Raw genomic sequence first — 19,345 nt, forward strand, 5'->3', positions numbered from 1 at the left:
AGCCATGGAAGAACTGGCCCTGCATATTCTTGATCTCCTGGAAAATGCCCTGGCCGCCGGGGCGCGCCATATCCTCATTACCATTGAAGAGGATGAAGGGCGGGACCTGGTGACCATCGAGGTCCGGGATGACGGCCGTGGTATGGGAGCCGAAGCCTTACAGAAGGCCGTGGACCCCTTTTACACCACCCGGGCCACCAGAAAGGTAGGCCTGGGGTTGCCCCTCTTGCAGGCCACGGCGGCCCAGTGCGGGGGTGACGTTTTTTTAGAATCCAGGCCGGGCCAGGGGACCCGGGTGGTGGCTACCATGCAGCTGAGCCATCCGGATCTGCCGCCTTTGGGCGACATGGGAGCGACCATAGCCGCTGCTTTGAGCCGGGAAGAACCGGTAGAGCTTGTTTATTACCACCGCCGGGGTCAAAAGGAATTCAAATTTTCTTCTACCTGGCTGCAGCTCCACCTGGGGGAGATACCTTTAAACTGCGGGCCGGTCCTGGACTGGGTCCAGCGTTATATCAATAAAGGAGTGGCAGAATTGTACGGAGGTGAAGGTAAGTGATCAAGTCCCTGGAAGAACTGCAAAAAATCAAAGAAACCCAGCTGGAAGCCATCCGCCTGCGGGAGGCGGATCAAAAGGCAAAGATTGTCGTCGGTATGGGCACCTGCGGCATTGCCGCGGGCGCGCGGGAGGTTATGAGCGCTATCCTTGATGAGCTGGGCAAGCGCCGCCTCACCAATGTGGCCGTCACCCAGACAGGATGCATCGGTCTCTGCGCCCAGGAACCCCTGGTGGACGTCATCCTGCCGGGGAAGCCGCGGGTAACCTACGGCAAGGTGGATGCCAACAAGGCACGGCAGATTGTCGCCCAGCATATAGTTAACGGGATTGTGATTAGTGAATGGGTTGTTAACAGGGGGGAAGAGTAAATGGAATTTTATCGTGCCCACGTCCTGGTCTGCGCCGGTACCGGCTGTACGGCCTCGGAAAGCCCGGCAACTAAAGAGGCCCTTATCCGGGAGCTCAAGGCCCGGGGCCTTGATAAGGAAATCCAGGTCGTCGACACTGGTTGTTTCGGTTTCTGCCGGTTCGGCCCCAATATGATGGTTTACCCGGAAGGGGTTTTCTACACCCAGGTCCACCCGGAGGATGTCCCGGAGCTGGTGGAAGAACACTTTATCAAGGGCCGGGTGCTGGAACGCAAGCTCTACAAGCAGCCGGAGACGGAAGCTGCCGTCAAGGCCTTTGAAGAAATTCCTTTCTTCAAACACCAGGTGCGTATCGCCCTGCGCAACTGCGGTCTCATTAATCCCGAATCCATTGATGAATATATTGCTCGCGACGGTTACCAGGCCCTGGGTAAAGTCTTGACTACCATGACTCCCGGCGAAGTAATCGATGTGATCAAAAAATCCGGCCTGCGCGGCCGGGGCGGCGGCGGGTTCCCCACCGGCCTCAAATGGGAGTTTGCCCACCGCTCGCCGGGACCGGTTAAATATATCGTCTGCAATGCCGACGAGGGCGACCCGGGGGCCTTTATGGACCGCAGTATCCTGGAAGGCGATCCCCATGCCGTCCTGGAGGGACTGGCCATCGGCGGTTACGCCATCGGCGCCAGCCAGGGTTATATCTACGTGCGCGCAGAATACCCGATTGCCGTGAACCGGTTGAAGATAGCCATCCAGCAGGCCAGGGAGAAAGGTCTCCTGGGCAAGAACCTCTTTAACTCCGGCTTTGATTTTGACATTGATATCCGCCTGGGCGCCGGTGCCTTTGTCTGCGGTGAAGAGACAGCATTACTCGCCTCCATCGAAGGACGCCGGGGTGAACCGCGGCCGCGGCCGCCCTTCCCGGCTGTATCCGGACTGTGGGGCAAGCCAACGGTCATCAACAACGTAGAAACCCTGGCCAATATACCGACCATTATCCGCGAGGGCTGGGAATGGTTTGCCAGCATCGGCACTGAAAAGAGCAAGGGGACCAAGGTCTTCGCCCTGGCCGGTAAGATCAACAACAACGGCCTCGTGGAGATCCCCATGGGTACCTCCCTGGGCGAGGTTATCTACGACATCGGCGGCGGTATTCCCGATGGCAAGAAGTTCAAGGCAGCCCAGACGGGTGGTCCTTCGGGCGGCTGCATCCCGGCGGAATACTTGAACACCCCCATTGACTATGAATCCCTGACGGCCCTGGGCACCATTATGGGTTCCGGCGGGCTGATTATCATGGACGAAGACACCTGCATGGTGGACCTGGCCAAGTTCTTCCTGGACTTTGTCAAAGACGAGTCCTGCGGCAAGTGTACCCCCTGCCGTATCGGCACTACTCGCATGCTGGAGATCCTGGACCGCATTTCCAAAGGCCAGGGTAAAGAAGAAGACCTCGACCTGCTGGTGGAGCTGGGCCAGCAGATTAAGGACACGGCCCTCTGCGGCCTGGGCCAGACAGCGCCCAACCCGGTCCTGAGTACCATTAAATACTTCCGGGATGAATACCTGGCCCACATCCGCGAGCACCGCTGCCCGGCCAGCGTCTGCGCGGCCCTTTTTAACTCGCCGTGCCAGAATACCTGCCCGGCCAACGTGGATGTGCCCGTTTACATCGACCTCATCCGCCAGCGGCGCTTTGCCGAGGCCTACGAAGTTATCCGGCGGGAGAATCCCTTCCCGGTAGTTTGCGGCCGGGTCTGCAATCATCCCTGCGAGGGCAAGTGCAACCGGGCCAAGATCGACCAGCCCCTGGCCATTCGCGAGCTCAAGCGCTTTGCCGCCGATTATGCTATGAAGCTCAACGGCCAGCGGCCACGACCGGAAATTAAGCCGCCTAACGGGAAAAAGGTCGCTGTGATCGGCTCCGGCCCGGCGGGCCTGACGGCAGCCTACTACCTGGCCCTGAAGGGTTACAGCGTGACCGTCTTTGAAGCCCTGCCGGTGGCCGGCGGCATGATGGCGGTAGGCATTCCCGAGTACCGCCTGCCGAAGAAGACCCTCCAGGCGGAGATTGATACTATTCTGGAACTGGGAGTAGACCTGCGGCTGGGCAAGGCCCTGGGGCGCGACTTTAGCCTGGAGGACCTGCAGGCGCAGGGGTATGAAGCCGTCTTTGTGGCTATCGGTGCCCATAAGGACCAGAAGCTCGGCGTACCGGGCGAGGAACTGGAAGGCGTATACGCCGGCGCTACCTTTTTACGGCAGCTTAACTTGGGCCAGGCGCCGGAAGTAAAAGATAAAGTGGTGGCCGTCATCGGTGGCGGTAATGTGGCCATGGACGCCGCCCGTTCGGCCCTGCGCCTGGGGGCAAAAGAGGTGCACATCATCTACCGGCGCCAGAAGGACGATATGCCGGCCCTGCGCGAGGAGATCCACGAGGCGGAAAAAGAAGGCGTCAAAATCACCTGCCAGGCCAATCCGGTGGCCATCCTGGGCGAAAACGGCAGGGTTACGGCCATTAAGTGCAGCCGCATGCGCATGGGTGAATTTGACCGCAGCGGCCGGCGGCGGCCGGTACCCATCGAAGGAGCCGACTTCACCTTGCCGGTGGACGTCGTCATTGCGGCCATCGGCCAGGCGGTAGATCCGGAGAGTATCCCGGCCGGGTTAGAAGTAAGCCGCGCCGGTACGGTGGTTGCTGACGAAAAGACCGGTGCCACCAGGTTGCCCGGCGTCTTTGCCGGCGGTGACTGCGTGGCCGGGCCCGATACCGTCATCGGCGCCATTGCTGCCGGCAAGCGGGCGGCGGCGGCCATTGACCGTTATCTGGGCGGTGACGGCGTGATTGTACCTGAGATGGAAATCAAGCGCCAGCGGACGGCGCCGGTGATTGAAGAGAAGACGGCCCGGGAAGTCGCGCCCAGCCTCGACCTGGCAGAACGGCTGGCGGGCTTTGCCGAGGTAGAGCTGGGTTATGACCTTGAGGCCGCGGTAGCCGAGGCGTCCCGCTGCCTGCGCTGCGACGTGCGGGAATAGGCGGAAGATAGGAGGCGAAGAAGTTGAGTACCGTGAAGCTGACCATTGACAACATCCCGGTTGAAGTTGAGGCCGGTACTACAATTTTAAAAGCCGCTGAAAAGGCGGGCATCCACATTCCCACCCTCTGTTACCTGGAGGGCATCAACGAAATCGGCGCCTGCCGCGTCTGCGTGGTGGAAGTGGAAGGGGCCAGGAACCTGATGGCCTCCTGTGTGGCCCCGGTAGCCGAGGGTATGGTGGTAAAGACCAACAGCCCGCGGGTCAGGATGGCCCGGCGCCTGAATGTGGAACTGCTCCTTTCCAACCACAAGATGGAGTGCCCCACCTGCATCCGCAACCTCAACTGCGAACTGCAATCCCTGGCCCAGGAACTGGGGATCCGGCAGGTCCGCTTTGAGGGTAAAAAGAGCGAGTATCCTATAGACGATTCCACACCGGCTATCATCCGCGAGCCCGATAAGTGCATCCTCTGCCGCCGTTGCGTGGCCGTGTGCGAAAAGGTCCAGGGGGTAAAGGCCATCGCCCCCATGGGTCGCGGCTTTGATACCGTCATCGCCCCGGCCTTCCAGGATAAACTCCTGGACATCGCCTGCGTGGAGTGCGGCCAGTGTACCCTGGTTTGCCCGGTAGGGGCATTATACGAAAAGGATTATACCAGTGAGGTCTGGGCGGCCCTGGCCGACCCGGAAAAATTCGTCGTCGTCCAGACGGCCCCGGCCACGCGGGTTTCCATCGGCCAGGAGTTCGGCCTGCCGCCGGGGAGCATCAACACCGGCCAGATGGTGGCGGCTTTAAGGCGCCTGGGCTTTGACCGGGTCTTTGACACCGACTTTACCGCCGACCTGACCATTATGGAAGAGGGGTCCGAATTTATCGAGCGCTTTACCAAGGGCGGCCCCCTGCCGTTAATTACCTCCTGCAGCCCGGGCTGGATCAAGTTCATGGAACATTTCTATCCTGAATTCATTCCCAACGTGTCTACCTGTAAATCGCCCCAACAGATGTTCGGCGCCGTGGCCAAGACCTTCTATGCCCAGAAGGCGGGTATTGACCCGGCCAAAATGGTCGTAGTCTCCATCATGCCCTGCACGGCCAAGAAGTTCGAGTGCCAGCGGCCGGAGATGCGGGACAGCGGTTACCAGGACGTGGACTATGTCCTCACTACCCGCGAGCTGGCGCGGATGATCAGGGAAGCCGGGATTGACTTCCGGAACCTTCCGGAAGAGCAGTACGACGATCCTCTGGGCGAATCCACCGGCGCAGCGGTCATCTTCGGCGCCACCGGTGGGGTTATGGAGGCGGCCTTGCGCACCGCTTATGAGTTGATTACGGGGAAAACGCTGCCCTCCCTGGATTTCTATGATGTCCGGGGCCTTAAGGGCATCAAGGAAGCCACCGTGGATATTGAGGGCACCAAAGTCCGGGTGGCGGTGGCCCACAGCCTGGGCCATGCGCGGCAGCTCCTGGAGCGGGTCAAGGCCGGGGAGCAGTACCACTTCATTGAAATCATGTGCTGCCCCGGCGGCTGCATCGGCGGCGGCGGCCAGCCCATACCCACCAACACCGAGATCAGGGAGCAGCGTATCAAGGGCATCTACCAGGCCGACGCCGAGATGCCTATCCGCAAGTCCCACGAGAACCCGTCTATACAGGCCCTCTACCGCGAGTTCCTGGGCAAACCTTTAAGCGAAAAATCCCATCACCTCCTCCATACCCACTACACGTCAAGGGGGAAATACTAAGGTAAGCTTGACTAACAAAACCTTCCCGGTTCTTATTAAGGAGCCGGGAAGGTTTTTTATGTAAGATACTTACAATCGCCTTGCTGGTCAGGAGAGGTAATGATAAAATATGTAGGTGGATCAGAATTCGTTTATTCAAAACGGATTCAGAAAATTGCTTTAGGTTCCCTTATTGCCTGCGATTTTTCGATAGAAAGTGAAGCAATGGATTATGGTTTTAGTATTGACGGCATCCTTGGAATGGACTTTTTAACAAGCATTAAAGCAATAGTAGATTTAGATACCTTGGAGGTACGCAGCTCCAATGTGCAACCTGCCTGTTGATCTCGTAGGCATGGGCGACAGCCTGACCTGGGGATACCCCTTTGGCCCGGAGGCTTCCTGGCTGGAGCTGGCGGCCAGGGAAACCGGCCTGGTGGTGGTAAACCGGGGCATAAGCGGCGAAACGACGGGCGAAATGCTGGCCCGTTTCGACGAGGATGTTATCCGGCTCAAGCCCCGGGCAGTAACTATTATGGGAGGAACCAACGACGCCTGGGCGGGATTTACCGTTACGGAAGTAATCGACAATGTCCGGGCTATGGTGGATAAGGCCCTCCGGGCCGGCATCCAGCCGGTAATGGCCCTGCCGCCGCCCCTCTGTCAAACGGGTTCAGATATCCCTGTCCCCTTCCTGGAGAAGATGGCCGGTCTTCTTGAGGCTTACCGCGAAGCCTGCCGGGACCTGGCCCTGTCTCGGGGAATAAAGCTGCTGGATTTTTATACCCCCCTCCTGGACCCGGCAACGGGGTGGGGTAAAAGGGAATACTTTGTTGATGACGCCCATCCCAGTCGCCGGGGTTACCAGGTCATGGCCGGGGTAGCCATTGATTTGTTCCGGAAGTTAACGCAGCAAGCGAACAGACCGGTGCTCCACCGAAAATAGTTATACCCTCCAGAGGCAGGTTTCTGGAGGGCGCACCAGCGGGGGTGTAACGTTAAGTATGCTCTTTATCATTATTTCTACCTGCCGGTAGGTCCGGGACACCGCACTGCCGCAGCTTTAGCCTTTCTTTTTCTATATCCTTCAAGGCCTGGTTCCAGTACCGGGCCAGTTTGGCTTTTTCCCGGGGTGTTAGTTCAGAGAGGCGTTTAAACAAATCTTCAAACAGGGGATCGGCAAAAAAAGTCCTGACCCCCGGTTCCTGGAGAAGCAAGGTTGTTTTCCGTTGCTTTTCATCCTGGGGTTCATAGACTACTGGATGGGGAGTATCGGTCCGTCCCAGGAGAAAATCAACGGATACCTTAAAAAAATCCGCCAGCTTCTGCAGGGTTTCGGCATCGGGGGAACGCTTATTCCTTTCATACATGGCAATGGTACTCTGGCCCATATTGAGCCGGCGGGCCATTTCAGCCTGGGTTAAGGCTTTTTCTTTACGTAAAGCTGCTAATCTTTCGCCAAGGGATTTCATGATAGACCCCCAGTTGACTTATAAGCTATAAGATTTGACAGCGATAACATCGTTGCCGGAAGTCAGCCAACTACTGCCAATTTAACACTCTTTGTGATAGCAGGCAATATTATATCACTAATTGTAATAACTTAACCCGCGATCCCTTGACATAAATTGCAAAACGTGATTAAATTATTACTAACAGGAGTTTTTCCTAACCATATATGGTGATCTCTATGCGAAATGAAAAAATGTACCAGTTACGCCGGGAACGCGGCCTCACCCAGAAGAAGGTGGCGATAGCTGTAGGGATAACCCAGAGCGCCTATGCCATGATTGAAAGGGGCCAGCGTTATCCCAGAAAGGACACCATGAAGAAACTGGCCGATTTTTTCGGCCTGACGGTAGATGAGTTGTTTTTTAGCAATAATAATCACGAATAGTGATAGCCCTACCTGTTTAGTCAATGGCGTACACCTAGTGTACTTCCTTTTTTAAGGCTACCTTTATAAGGTAGCTTTTCTTTTGCCATGGTATATTAAGGGAAAACCGTCAGCGGTTAAATATCACCGGGTGTTAATTCAAAAATCCGTCTCGCCATCCAGCGAGATGTATTGTATAATAGATAAGGAAAAATGGTACGGTTGAGGGTGGTATGTCATGGAAATAGTGAAAACCATCACAGGTAAATGCCGGATGTGTTACGCCTGCATCCGTAACTGCCCGGTCAAAGCGATAAAAGTAGTTGATGGCCAGGCCCGGGTGGTACCGGAGCTGTGTATAGCCTGCGGACACTGTGTCCAGGTCTGTGCCCAGCAGGCCAAGGTGGTAGAACAGGAAATAAAAAAAGTGGAGCAATTTCTGGCCTCCAGCCGGACCATTGCCTGCCTGGCTCCTTCCTTTGTGGCCGAATTTCACCCCGCCTGGCCGGGCCAGGTGGTGGCAGCCTTGAAGCAGATGGGTTTTGCCGAAGTCCATGAAGTGGCCTTTGGCGCCCACCTGGTCACCCTGGAATACCGCCGCTACCTCCAGGAAGCCGGGGAACGCCAGGGCCTGATCAGCACCCCCTGCCCGGCAGTAGTAAACCTGGTAAGCAAGTATTATCCCCGCCTTTTACCCCAGCTGGTGCCGGTAGTATCACCCATGATCGCCCTGGGCCGTTATCTTAAGACAAAACTGGGACCCGACAACCGCCTGGTCTTCATCGGCCCCTGCGTGGCCAAAAAAGGCGAGGCCCGCGAAGAAGAAGTGGCCGGGGCCATCGACGCCGTCCTTACCTTTCCTGAACTCAAGGAAATGCTGGCTGCGCGGCAAATCGACGTCAGTGCGTGCGGCAACCTCGACTTTGACAGTGAACCGGCCTACCTGGGCCGGTTGTACCCTATAGGCGGTGGCCTGCTCAGGAGTGCCGGGATTGATGCCGATATCCTGGCCAACCAGGTCCTGGTGGTGGAAGGCCGGGAGGACTGCCTGGAATTTTTGAAGGCCGTTAACGAGGGTAAAATGGTCCCCCAGATGGTCGATATGCTTTTCTGCAAGGGCTGTATCAACGGCCCTATGCAGGAAAATAAATTTTCCTCCTTCCGCCGGCGCAAAATTGTAGCCGAATTTACCCGCCAGGGATTGGAACAGGCTAAACCCAAACCCATAAACCTGGAAGGTATAAACTTACGCCGGGAATTCCATGATAAAACTATCTTCTTCCCCCGCCCCAGCGAGGCTGACATCCGGGGTATTCTAGCCGAACTGGGCAAACTGACGCCGGAAGACGAGCTTAACTGCGGTGCCTGTGGCTATCCTTCCTGCCGGGAGAAGGCTGTTGCCGTCTACCACGGCCTGGCCGAAAACCGCATGTGCCTGCCCTATCTCATTGCCCAGCTGGAAAAAAGCAACCTGCACCTGCGCCAGGAACTCAAGGTCTTCCAGGGCCAGTTTGGCCAGCTGGTGGGTAATAGCGCCGCCATGCAGGAAGTCTATCGCCTGATTGAAAAGGTGGCCAAAACTGACGCTACCGTCCTCATCCGCGGGGAAAGCGGTACCGGCAAGGAGCTGGTGGCCCGGGCCATCCACTACCACAGCCGCCGCAGTGAGGCGCCCTTCATCAGCATCAATTGTGCCGCCCTGCCGGAAACTTTGCTGGAAAGCGAGCTTTTCGGCCATGCCCGGGGCGCCTTTACCGGGGCGGTGACGGCCAAAAAGGGGCTCTTTGAAGAAGCCCATGAGGGAACCATTTTCCTGGATGAAATCGGCGATATCAGCCTGGGGCTGCAGAGTAAACTTTTACGGGTCCTCCAGGAAGGAGAATTTTTGCGGGTAGGAGAAACGAGGCCCACCCGGGTCAATGTCCGGGTGCTCGCGGCTACCAACCGCGACCTGGAGAAGGCCGTCAGGGAAGGTTCCTTCCGGCCCGAACTCTTTTACCGCCTCAATGTCATCAGCATCTGGCTGCCGCCCCTGCGCGAACGGCGTGACGATATTCCCTTGCTTGCCCGTCATTTCTTGGAAAAGATCAGCCGGCGCCTGGGCAAAGAGGTTACCGGCTTTACCAGCGAGGCCATGGACGCCCTGGTCCGGGCCGAATGGCCGGGCAACGTGCGGGAACTGGAGAATGTCATCGAACGGGCGGTAATTTTAACCGAGGGGAAAAAAATCGAACTCGGCGACCTGCCGCGGCAGTTCCGCAATCTGTCAACAGGTACTTCGGGCTGGGCCTATACCAGGGGGATGAGTTTCAAAGAAGCGGTGACGGCCTATGAAACCAGCCTGATCGTGCAAGCCCTGGAAGAAAGCCAGTGGGTCCAGGCCCGGGCTGCAGAAATCCTGGGCCTGAAGCGCAGCACCCTCAATGAAATGATCAAACGCTATAACCTGCGGCCCGCGAATAAAAAAGCCAATACAAACAAATGAACATGATACAAAAATATGGATAAATATAAAGCCGTATTTTTGGGGCTATCAAGAGCGGTGAATCCAAATAACTGTATTATTGCACCGGATTCCAGGTTTGTAAAAAAGACGACTTTCGCAAGGCCTCTCAAGGCGCGAAGGCCGTTTTTTTATGGCCTGGCACGGGATTTGCATCTTTATAAAATAGTGAAGGGAAGTACAAAAAACCGTTCAGGAGGGATTTTCAACCACTGGGGAGGGGGAAACGACCTTGTAGGCGAAGAATGACGCAACTGTTAAAAAAGTATGGTAAAATAACTCTAGCAAAAGGAATTTTCCAAGGGAGGCGTTAAAAATGGCCCAGGTTTTAGCCCAGGTAGAATACACGCGTGGACTGCCCACCCTAACAGCTAACGAGTTAAATGCAGCTTATGCCCGCCTGGATGAACGTTATAACTGCCTGCGGTCCAACTGGGACTGGTTTGTGGGGGCTGATTATTCGCCCCATGAAAAAGCCCTGTGCCGGGTGGATCAAAACTAAGATGTTAACTACAGACGACATTTTTACGCCGGGAGCGGTAAAATATTTGCTGCCGGCGTTTTTTATTGCCTTTCCTGGCGGTATAATATCCCTTGAGGTGGCACAATGGTAAAGGTGGAACTCATGGCCCCGGCCGGTAGCCCGGAGGCCTTAAAGGCAGCAGTAGGCAATGGCGCTGACGCTGTTTACCTGGGCGGGAAGCAGTTCAATGCCCGGGAGGGAGCGGAAAATTTTTCCCAGGAAGAAATCCTGGCGGCCATTGACTACGCCCATGAGCGCGGCACCCGCGTTTACGTGACCGTCAATATTCTCCTGGCCGACAGGGAACTGGCGCCAGCCTTAGATTACCTCTATTTCCTGGGTAAAGCCCGGGTGGACGGCATCATTGTCCAGGACCTGGGACTGGCGGCCCTCGCCAGGAGGCTCCTGCCTGAACTGCCCCTCATTGGCAGCACCCAGATGACGGTAACCAGCGCCGCCGGGGCCAAGTTTTTGCAGGAGCAGGGTTTCCAGCGCGTCGTCCTTGGCCGGGAGTTATCCCTGGCCGATATCAGGGCCATCAGCCGCCAGGTTGAAATAGAACTGGAGGCCTTTGTCCACGGCGCCCTCTGCTTTTCTTATTCCGGCCAGTGTTTGCTTAGCAGCATGGTAGGAGGCCGCAGCGGCAACCGCGGCCGCTGTGCCCAGCCCTGCCGCCTGGCCTATACCCTGGTCGATGAGAGGGGAAGGCCGCTGGAGTTGAAACCGGAACACCTGTTAAGCACCCGTGACCTCTATACCCTGGACCGGGTACCGCAGTTAATAGCTGCGGGTGTTAAAGCTTTTAAGATTGAAGGGCGGATGCGGCGTCCCGAGTATGTGGCCGTAGTTACCAGGGCTTACCGCAAGATTATTGACCGTTACCTGGCTGACCCGGAAGGTTTCCAGGTATTGCCGGAAGAGGAGCGGGCGGTAGCCCAGATCTTCAACCGCGACTTTACCCCGGGCTACCTGGAAGGGGACCCGGGGGCTGAGCTGATGAGCTATGGCCGGCCCAGCAATCGCGGCCTTTACCTGGGCCGGGCCGGCCGGCGCCAGGGGGAGCGCTTTCTGGTCCACCTGGAAGCCCCCCTCCGCCAGGGGGACGGTCTGGAAGTCTGGGTCAGCCGGGGCGGCCATCAAGGACTGGTGGTGCACCATATCTGGCAGGGAGGCAGGGAGGTAACCTTCGCCCCGGCAGGGACTACGGTGGCCCTGGAACTGCCCCCGTCAACCAGGCCCGGGGACCGCATTTTTAAGACCAGCGATGTAGAACTCCTGAAGGAAGTCCGGCGCACCTATACCTCACCCCGGGAAGAGAGACGCCTGCCCCTGGCCATGAAGGTTGAGGCCCGGCCGGGAGAACCTTTAAAGCTGGAGGTTATTGATCCCCAGGGGCACCGGGTCCAGGCCCGGACTTCTGTAGCCGCCGCGGTGGCGGAACGGCACCCCCTGGATGAAGCTGTACTGGCAGAGCAGCTAGGCCGCCTGGGCAATACCCCCTACCGGCTGGCAGAACTCATTACCAGCCTGGCAGGGCCGGTGATGGTGCCCTTAAGCGAGTTAAACCGCGCCCGCCGGGAAGCTATAGAAAAGTTACGTCAAGTACGCCTGGCAATCTTTCCGCAGCGGGTGCCGCCGGCAGCAGAATTTGAGGAAGGCCTGGAACAGCTCCTACCCCGGCAGGGGCGGGGGAGGCCAGGGGCCGGGTTAGAGACAGGCAAGGGGCGCGGCCCCTGGAACGAAGGTACAGCCGGTCCCGGCAGGCAGGACTTACGAGGGGTGCCGCGCCTGGCGGTGGCCGTGGGCGACCTGGAAGGAGCCCGGGCCGCCCTGGCGGCCGGGGCCGGGCGGGTTTATCTCGCCGGTGAAACCTGGCAGGACCGGGAACCCCCGGACCCTGCTGCCCTGGAGGAGCTAATGGCCGCAGCGGGAGAAAAGGGGGCGGCAGTCATCCCGGCCCTGCCGCGGATCTGGCATGAGACCGAAGCTGCAGCCGTGGCCCGGCAACTTGAAAGGCTGGCGGCTGCCGGAGCAAGCCTTTTCCTCATTGCCGGCCTTGGCGGCCTGCAAATTTTAAAGGAGTACGGCCTGGCCGGGTGGGGCGACTATCCCCTCAATGCCTTCAATACCTGGTCTCTCAAAGCCCTAGCCGGAGCAGGGCTTACGGGGGTAACCCTTTCCCCGGAAATGAACCTGGAACAACTGCGGGAACTGGACCCTCCTTTGCCGGTAGAAGCCATTGTCCACGGGGCCTTACCCCTTATGGTTTCGGCCCACTGCGTCCTGGGGGCGCGCCTGGGGGGCAAAAGGCCGGGCCGGGCCTGCACTGCTCCCTGCCGGCGGGGACGTTACGGTTTAAAAGACCGCCTGGGCCTGGTATTCCCTGTCACTACCGACCGGCAGTGCCGTTTTTATTTATATAATGCCAGGGAAATGAGCCTCATCGACCACCTGGAGGAAATTGCCGCCCTGAGCCTTGACTGGATACGGATTGAAGCCCGGGAAAAGCCTCCCGGCTATATCCGGCGGGTGACGGGCCTGTATCGCGAGGCCCTGGCCGCCCTGGAGAACGGGGACGCAGGGGAGATCCTGGCGGCACTGGCCGGGGAAGCGGAAGCCCTGGCTCCTGCCGGCATTACCCGCGGTCATTATTTCCGGGGAGTGGTTTAGATCTGGTATTACTTGCAAGTATGATTATTATGTAGTATTATAGGATGGGGAGGTGGGGGGCATGAAAACCGTTAAAATATCCATTACCATGCCGGAGGATCTAGTAAAAGAATTGAAACATTTGACTTCAAACCTCAGTGCTTATATTACTGCCGGGATGCAAGAGTATGTAGCGCGGGATCGCGCCCGTAGGGGCTTTAAGAAAAGTGTCGGGTCCTGGCGGCAAGAAGACCACCCGGAACTACAAACTATCACCGATATTACGAAATATGTGGAAGAGACCAGGGGTGGGTGGAAGAATATTGATTGAAGATGTATCCAAGGGCAAATTCGTCTGCTTGCTGGATACAGGGCCAATCATTGCCCATCTTCGTAATATAACAGGCATGATGGAACTTTTTAATTCTTTAGTTGATGAAGGCCAGATGGCTGTTGCGGCGGTGAGTGTTACCGAGATCTGGCAGGGAGCGAAGGAACGGGAAATAGAGCCAACACGCCAGTTTTTTACAGGCGTCAAGGTAATTCCTCTTGACGAGCAACTGGCCACCAGGGCCGGATTGCTGGCGCGGGGACTGCGGGCTCAGGGATTTACTGCCAGCCTGGCTGATGCGGTAATTGCCGTCACGGCCTTGCAACTCCAGGTACCGCTTTTAACAACCAACCCCAAACATTTTACAATTATCACCGGCCTGGAAGTTTGGGACCTGCAAGATAAACTAGCGGAGTTAGAAAGGGGCATTGGCGATAAAACAAGTTCCCGGTCTGGCAGTTAACCAGATCAGGGACTTTGTTTTTCCAGGGGATGGGCCGGAGTAAAATGGAGGCAATACATTGAACAAGATTTATAGCAAATTAGAACTGGATATAATCCTGCAGCGGCTGGAGGAGAAATGCCTCTCACCCCTGGGAGCGGAACTGGCCCGCTCCCTGCAGCCGGCCCGGGACCTGGAGGTGGCCCGCCGGCGCCTCCAGGCTACCAGCGAAGCGGAGCAGGTGCTGCGGCGTTACCCCGATATCCCTTTGAGCAATATCCATGATATCCGGGTGGAGGTGGCCCGGGCGGCCGTGGGCGGGCTCCTGGAGGGGCAGGAGTTACTGCGGGTGGCTGCCACCCTGGCCGGGGGTAGGAGATTGCGGCAGTTCCTCCTGGGCCTGGAAGGCAACTGGCCGGTGTTGCGGGAGATGGCCACCAGGATCGGCGATTTCCGCCACCTGGAAAAGGCCATCGGCCAGGCCATTGGTCCCGACGGCGAGGTTGTAGACCAGGCGACGCCACGGCTTTTAGCTTTACGGCAGCAGGTACGCAAGACCCAGGAGAGGATAAAAGAACGCCTGGATGGCTACCTCCGTTCGCCGGAAATGCAGAAATACCTCCAGGATAACCTGTATACCATCCGCAATGATCGTTATGTCCTCCCGGTCAAGCAGGAGTACCGCCACCAGGTACCGGGGTTGATCCACGACCAGTCGGCCAGCGGGGCGACTCTATTTATCGAGCCTATGGCCCTGGTAGAGCTAAATAATGAACTTCGCCGCCTTCAAGCTGCTGAAGCCAGGGAAATAGAGGCCATCCTGCGACATTTAAGCAATCTTATCGGCCGGGAGAAGGAGACGCTGGAAATTACCCTGGCTGCCCTGGGTGAACTGGATTTTACCCTGGCCAAGGGATACTTAAGCCAGGAGATGGCGGCCGTAGAACCGCGGTTGAATAATGAGGGACGCTGGCACATCTACCGTGGCCGGCATCCTTTGCTTAAAGGAAAGGTGGTGCCCGTCAGCCTCACCCTGGGCGAAGATTTTGATACCCTGGTCATTACCGGTCCCAATACCGGCGGCAAGACGGTAACGTTAAAGACCGTGGGCTTATTTACCCTCATGGCCCAGTGTGGCCTGCACCTGCCGGCAGCCGCAGGCACGGAGGTTGATCCTACGGCCGCCGTCTATGCCGATATCGGCGACGAGCAGAGCATTGAGCAATCATTAAGTACTTTTTCGGCCCACATGGCTCAGATTGTCGCTATTTTAAAAGAGGTAACACCGGGCAGCCTGGTCCTCCTCGATGAACTGGGGGCCGGTACTGACCCTACGGAAGGGGCGGCCCTGGCCATGGCCATCCTGGATTACCTCACCGGCGCCGGGGCCAGGACGGTGGCCACCACCCACTACAGCGAACTGAAGGCCTATGCCTATGCTACCCCGCGGGTGGAAAACGCCGCCGTGGAATTTGACAGCCGCACCCTCCAGCCCACCTACAATCTCATCATCGGTACCCCGGGGGAGAGCAATGCCTTTGTCATTGCCTCCCGTTTAGGGCTTTCACCCGCTATTATTGAACGGGCACGGAGCCTCCTCGGGGAAGAAAACCAGCGGGTCAGCCGCCTGATAGCCGGCCTGGCTGAAGACAAGCGGGTGAGTGCCCGGGAACGGGAGGCAGCCGAGATTTTGCGCCGGGAGGCGGAGGCGGCCAGGGCCGAGCTGGAGAGGGCTAAAGAGGCATGGCAGCAGCAGGCCGCCAGGGAAATGGAGAAGGTACGCGAGGAAGCCCGGGGGCTCTTACGCCGGGCCCGGGCCGAGATCAGGGAAATCATGGCCCGCCTGGAAAAGGCCATGGCTGAAGAAAGTTTACGCGGCCAGCAGCAGGCAGTAACCCGGGCGCGCCGGCAATTAAAGGAACTGGAAGATGCCGTGGATGCAGGGCTTGCTCAATACCGGCCGGCAGCCCCAAACCGGCCGCCGGAAAATCTCCAGGCCGGGGACAGGGTTTACCTTCTAGCCTGGGGACAGGCAGGGGAAGTCTTGAGCCCCCCCAATGACCAGGGGGAAGTCCTGGTCCAGGTCGGCGCCTTGAAGGTTACCGTTCCTTTAAAGGAACTGCGGCTGTTAGAAGACGTAGCCCGGGCCGGGTCTAAAAATGGTCCTAAAAAAGAAGACACTAAACCTGGCTGGCTGGTAAAAGCGGCTGGTAATGACGATATCAGGCCGGAGATCGACCTGCGGGGGCTGACGGTAGAAGAAGCCTGCCACCGGGTTGATGCCTACCTGGATGATGCCGTCCTGGCGGGATTAAACCAGGTGAGCTTAATCCACGGTAAGGGCACCGGTGCCTTAAGGGCAGCCTTGCAGGAATACCTGCGGCAGCACCCCCTGGTCAAGGGCTTTCGCCTGGGTGGGGCCGGCGAAGGCGGCAGCGGCGTTACGGTAGTGGATATTGGAAGATGAGGCATGAGGCAGGAAGCCAATAAAAAGCCCCGGGCTAAAAATTTCCCGGGGTTGCCCTTATTTTTTAGGTACGGCAATGGTGACCTCGTTGGATGGCGTGCTCGCTTTATTTTTCTCATCCAGGGCGATGACCCGGTAGTAGTAGGTAACGCCGGGCTTCACGCTGGCATCAGTATACGCCGTTTCCTTCACTATGGCCAGGCTCCTGCTGCTCGAGCCGGGTCCGACACGTTCAATGGAAAAGAGGAATTCGCCCTCGCCGGGAACGTTCCATTCCAGGATCACCCGGGGCTGGCTGACATTGGGGCCGACTTCCAGCCGCCCTTTAAGGTTTGGTGCCGGCGGTCCTGCCCCCTGGTTACCCCGTCCCGAGGTATCTTTGGTGAGCTGGTGGTCGGGCAGGTCACAGTACCGGGTGGGCACTTTTTCCGGGGGTAACTGGACCTTCTTAACGTACTGGGGCGGGCAGCCACCACCTTCTCCGGGTTTCGGAATATTGGCCAGAAATAGTTCGGCGCCGTGGCGGGGGTCGGTACAGATGCTTACCAGCCCCGGCCTGTCAACGCTCCCGCCGCCGTGGAGGGTACAGACTTCCGCCGGCGCTTCCAGGTAGGCGTCTTCCGGCTTCACCGGGCCGTTATAGCCGTCGGGTCGCTTTAAAAAGACCCCCGTCGTTACATCCGGGCAATTGGGCGAAGCCAGCTGGCCGGTGGTGGTGCAGACCTGGACCTGGACCCAGACATCCGAGATTTTCTTGGGCAACATGCTTTGGGTAAAGATTTCCTTGACGATAAACTCCTTGGGTGTCAGGTCGCTAGGCAAGAGGCCCGACTTGGCATCGACATCGGCATAGATTATGCCGCTGGGGCGGGGGAAATCCTGGACGGGTTGATCCTTTAAAGCGGCGCCGATTACCTTTTTCCAGATTAGAGCCGGGTAACCGCCACCGGCAACACTCTTCAAGTAGTGTTTGGGATCGGTCTGGTCATAGCCCATCCAGACGGCTCCTACCAGCTCGGGCGTATAGCCGACAAACCAGGCGTCCTTTTCCCCTTTAAGGCCCCTGTATTCCGGGGTATCTGGCAGGGAGGTGGTACCAGTTTTACCTGCTGCCGGCCGGCCTATCTGGGCATTTTTCCCGGTACCCGCCATAACGACGGTTTCCAGCATATCAGTCATGAGGTAGGCAACCTGCTCGCTCATGACATCCCGGCGCTGGGGTTTGTTGACGATTAAGTCCCGGCCATTACGATCGGTAATCTTGGTCACGAGGTGGGGGGTAATGTATACCCCCTGGTTGGCAAAGGCGCCGTAGGCGGCAGCCATTTGCAGGGGGGAGACGCCGGTAGTCAGGCCCCCCAGGGCCAGGGCCAGGTTGCGGTCCTCCGGCTTTAAGGGCAGGCCCAGCCGGCGGCCGAATTCATAGCCCGTATCGATGCCGATGGTATTGAGCATTTTAACGGCGGGAATATTAACAGACCAGCGCACGGCCTCCCGCATGCTGATGAGCCCCCGGTAGCGGCCGTCGTAATTGGCCGGGGTAAAGGGCTTGGGCGTGCCGGGGAAGGTAACCGGTACATCATCGATGACAAAAGCGGGAGGGTAACCCTTCTCCAGGGCGGGGGCATAGACAACCAGGGGCTTGATGGTAGAACCGGGCTGGCGTTCGGCCTGGATGGCCCGGTTGAAGCCCCGCCTGGTGGTATAATCCCGGCCGCCTACCAGGCCCCGTACTTCACCGGTGCGGGGGTCCAGGACCACCATGGCGCTTTCAATCAGGCGGTCGGGACTGCTGGGGGGAAAATTGGATTTATCCTGGTAAACCTTTTCCATTTCGGTCTGGATTTTGGGGTCGAGGGTAGTATAGATTTTCAGGCCACCCCGGTAAAGCTCGGCGGATTCAATACCCTGGCTTTCCAGCAGGCGCCCGGCTTCATCAACAACGGCGTCGATAAAATAAGGAAATTTTTCGGCCTTTGTTTTGGGGGCTTCGCGGTATTCCAGTTTTTCCGCCTTGGCCTTTTCCGCCTCTTCAGGGGTAATATAGCCGTATTTGACCATGTTGTTCAGCACTTGCGCCTGGCGGTTTTTAGCAGCTTCCTCATTACTTTTAGAACGGGGGTCATAGTTGGCCGGGCTCTGGATCAAGCCGGCCAGCATGGCACACTCGGCAAGATCCAGGTCAGACACAGATTTACCGAAGTATAACCGCGCCGCCGCTTCTACCCCGTAGGTACCGGGTCCAAGGTAAACAATGTTGAGGTAATTTTCCAGGATTTCTTCTTTGGTGTAGGTGCGTTCCAGTTCAATGGCCATTAAGGCTTCCTGAATTTTACGTTTCAAGGTACGTTCAGGATTCTCAATGAAGGCATTTCTAGCCAGCTGTTGGGTCAGGGTGCTGCCGCCCTCGCGGATGCCGCCGCTCCGCAAATTGATCCACAAGGCCCGCAGGATGGCTTTTAGATCAACGCCATGGTGTTGATAAAAACGGGCGTCCTCGGTAGCAATGACGGCATTCTGCAGGTCTTCAGGTATCTTTTCCAGGGGTACAACAATGCGGTTTTGTTCGCCATGCAGTTCTTCCACCAGCTGGCCGTCTTTATCATATATAAATGTAGTCATGGCCAGCTGGAGCTTGTCGGGCTGCCAGTCAGGCATAGTACGGATGACGCCGATGGCAAAACCGGCACCGGCGCCCACCAGCACCACGGCCACGACCAGCAGGGCCAGTAACAGGGCACGGAAAACATTTAATCTGCGTTTACGTTTTTTAGGGGGTGCCATTTTTCCGGATGACCTCCTTTACGGCTTTTTTATTATAACATAGCTTTACCCCCAGGGGAATGATAAGAGCTTGAAGCTTAGTC

Annotated in this window: 15 protein-coding genes; 13 read left to right on the forward strand and 2 right to left on the reverse strand. The window is 57.6% G+C overall.

Annotation, left to right across the window (positions count from 1 at the left end; genetic code table 11):
* The first annotated feature begins 4 nt into the window (after positions 1-4).
* From MOMUL_RS07475 to MOMUL_RS07500, 6 genes are all read left to right on the forward strand, one after another.
* On the forward strand, positions 5-559 hold the full coding sequence (locus tag MOMUL_RS07475; protein ID WP_062283548.1) for an ATP-binding protein: 555 nt from the start codon (positions 5-7) through the stop codon (positions 557-559).
* A complete protein-coding gene (locus tag MOMUL_RS16220; protein WP_062283810.1) occupies positions 559-927 on the forward strand; it encodes a (2Fe-2S) ferredoxin domain-containing protein in 369 nt (122 codons plus the stop codon). Before MOMUL_RS07475 ends, MOMUL_RS16220 begins: the two co-directional genes overlap by 1 nt.
* Entirely contained in the window at positions 928-3,963 is a 3,036-nt protein-coding gene (gene nuoF, locus MOMUL_RS07485; RefSeq protein WP_062283551.1) for an NADH-quinone oxidoreductase subunit NuoF, read from the forward strand.
* A 23-nt stretch (positions 3,964-3,986) separates the two neighbouring features.
* The gene (locus tag MOMUL_RS07490; RefSeq protein ID WP_062283553.1) at positions 3,987-5,708 is read left to right on the forward strand and encodes an NADH-dependent [FeFe] hydrogenase, group A6; all 1,722 of its coding nucleotides are present in this window, start codon (positions 3,987-3,989) and stop codon (positions 5,706-5,708) included.
* Positions 5,709-5,807: 99 nt separating this feature from the next.
* Positions 5,808-6,032 (forward strand): pepsin/retropepsin-like aspartic protease family protein, encoded by a 225-nt coding sequence (locus MOMUL_RS07495; protein ID WP_062283555.1) that lies wholly within the window; start codon positions 5,808-5,810, stop codon positions 6,030-6,032.
* On the forward strand, positions 6,013-6,633 hold the full coding sequence (locus MOMUL_RS07500) for an SGNH/GDSL hydrolase family protein (protein ID WP_062283558.1): 621 nt from the start codon (positions 6,013-6,015) through the stop codon (positions 6,631-6,633). The genes MOMUL_RS07495 and MOMUL_RS07500 overlap by 20 nt, the downstream gene beginning before the upstream one ends.
* A 52-nt stretch (positions 6,634-6,685) precedes the next feature.
* Here the strand turns inward: MOMUL_RS07500 and MOMUL_RS07505 are convergent, their stop codons facing one another.
* Complete coding sequence (locus MOMUL_RS07505; protein ID WP_062283561.1) at positions 6,686-7,159, reverse strand: helix-turn-helix domain-containing protein; 474 nt, start codon at positions 7,157-7,159, stop codon at positions 6,686-6,688.
* A gap of 218 nt (positions 7,160-7,377) precedes the next feature.
* On the opposite strand from MOMUL_RS07505, the gene MOMUL_RS07510 reads away from it, so the two are divergent.
* From MOMUL_RS07510 to MOMUL_RS07540, 7 genes are all read left to right on the forward strand, one after another.
* On the forward strand, positions 7,378-7,584 hold the full coding sequence (locus MOMUL_RS07510) for a helix-turn-helix transcriptional regulator (protein ID WP_064774358.1): 207 nt from the start codon (positions 7,378-7,380) through the stop codon (positions 7,582-7,584).
* Positions 7,585-7,801: 217 nt separating this feature from the next.
* The gene (locus tag MOMUL_RS07515; RefSeq protein WP_062283566.1) at positions 7,802-10,048 is read left to right on the forward strand and encodes a sigma 54-interacting transcriptional regulator; all 2,247 of its coding nucleotides are present in this window, start codon (positions 7,802-7,804) and stop codon (positions 10,046-10,048) included.
* Positions 10,049-10,382: 334 nt separating this feature from the next.
* Positions 10,383-10,568, forward strand: coding sequence for a hypothetical protein (locus MOMUL_RS07520; RefSeq protein WP_062283569.1), 186 nt, complete (start codon positions 10,383-10,385; stop codon positions 10,566-10,568).
* Positions 10,569-10,673: 105 nt separating this feature from the next.
* Complete coding sequence (locus MOMUL_RS07525; RefSeq protein ID WP_062283572.1) at positions 10,674-13,259, forward strand: U32 family peptidase; 2,586 nt, start codon at positions 10,674-10,676, stop codon at positions 13,257-13,259.
* Positions 13,260-13,320: 61 nt separating this feature from the next.
* Complete coding sequence (locus MOMUL_RS07530) at positions 13,321-13,569, forward strand: type II toxin-antitoxin system CcdA family antitoxin (RefSeq protein ID WP_054935444.1); 249 nt, start codon at positions 13,321-13,323, stop codon at positions 13,567-13,569.
* On the forward strand, positions 13,562-14,032 hold the full coding sequence (locus MOMUL_RS07535) for a PIN domain-containing protein (protein ID WP_062283574.1): 471 nt from the start codon (positions 13,562-13,564) through the stop codon (positions 14,030-14,032). The genes MOMUL_RS07530 and MOMUL_RS07535 overlap by 8 nt, the downstream gene beginning before the upstream one ends.
* 58 nt (positions 14,033-14,090) lie before the next feature.
* Entirely contained in the window at positions 14,091-16,478 is a 2,388-nt protein-coding gene (locus MOMUL_RS07540) for an endonuclease MutS2 (protein WP_062283577.1), read from the forward strand.
* Positions 16,479-16,535: 57 nt separating this feature from the next.
* Here MOMUL_RS07540 and MOMUL_RS07545 read toward each other — a convergent pair whose 3' ends face one another.
* Entirely contained in the window at positions 16,536-19,262 is a 2,727-nt protein-coding gene (locus MOMUL_RS07545) for a transglycosylase domain-containing protein (protein WP_062283580.1), read from the reverse strand.
* Positions 19,263-19,345 lie beyond the last annotated feature (83 nt).

Source organism: Moorella mulderi DSM 14980, assembly GCF_001594015.1.
Lineage (GTDB): Bacteria > Bacillota > DSM-521 > Neomoorellales > Neomoorellaceae > Neomoorella > Neomoorella mulderi.

What these genes read in the sequence shown, in the direction of transcription:
- MOMUL_RS07475 (WP_062283548.1), top strand. Translation starts at nt 5, where the DNA reads ATGGAAGAACTGGCCCTGCATATTCTTGATCTCCTGGAAAATGCCCTG.
- nuoF (WP_062283551.1), top strand. Translation starts at nt 928, where the DNA reads ATGGAATTTTATCGTGCCCACGTCCTGGTCTGCGCCGGTACCGGCTGT.
- MOMUL_RS07495 (WP_062283555.1), top strand. Translation starts at nt 5,808, where the DNA reads ATGATAAAATATGTAGGTGGATCAGAATTCGTTTATTCAAAACGGATT.
- MOMUL_RS07500 (WP_062283558.1), top strand. Translation starts at nt 6,013, where the DNA reads ATGTGCAACCTGCCTGTTGATCTCGTAGGCATGGGCGACAGCCTGACC.
- MOMUL_RS07505 (WP_062283561.1), bottom strand. Translation starts at nt 7,159, where the DNA reads ATGAAATCCCTTGGCGAAAGATTAGCAGCTTTACGTAAAGAAAAAGCC.
- MOMUL_RS07510 (WP_064774358.1), top strand. Translation starts at nt 7,378, where the DNA reads ATGCGAAATGAAAAAATGTACCAGTTACGCCGGGAACGCGGCCTCACC.
- MOMUL_RS07515 (WP_062283566.1), top strand. Translation starts at nt 7,802, where the DNA reads ATGGAAATAGTGAAAACCATCACAGGTAAATGCCGGATGTGTTACGCC.
- MOMUL_RS07520 (WP_062283569.1), top strand. Translation starts at nt 10,383, where the DNA reads ATGGCCCAGGTTTTAGCCCAGGTAGAATACACGCGTGGACTGCCCACC.
- MOMUL_RS07525 (WP_062283572.1), top strand. Translation starts at nt 10,674, where the DNA reads ATGGTAAAGGTGGAACTCATGGCCCCGGCCGGTAGCCCGGAGGCCTTA.
- MOMUL_RS07530 (WP_054935444.1), top strand. Translation starts at nt 13,321, where the DNA reads ATGAAAACCGTTAAAATATCCATTACCATGCCGGAGGATCTAGTAAAA.
- MOMUL_RS07545 (WP_062283580.1), bottom strand. Translation starts at nt 19,262, where the DNA reads ATGGCACCCCCTAAAAAACGTAAACGCAGATTAAATGTTTTCCGTGCC.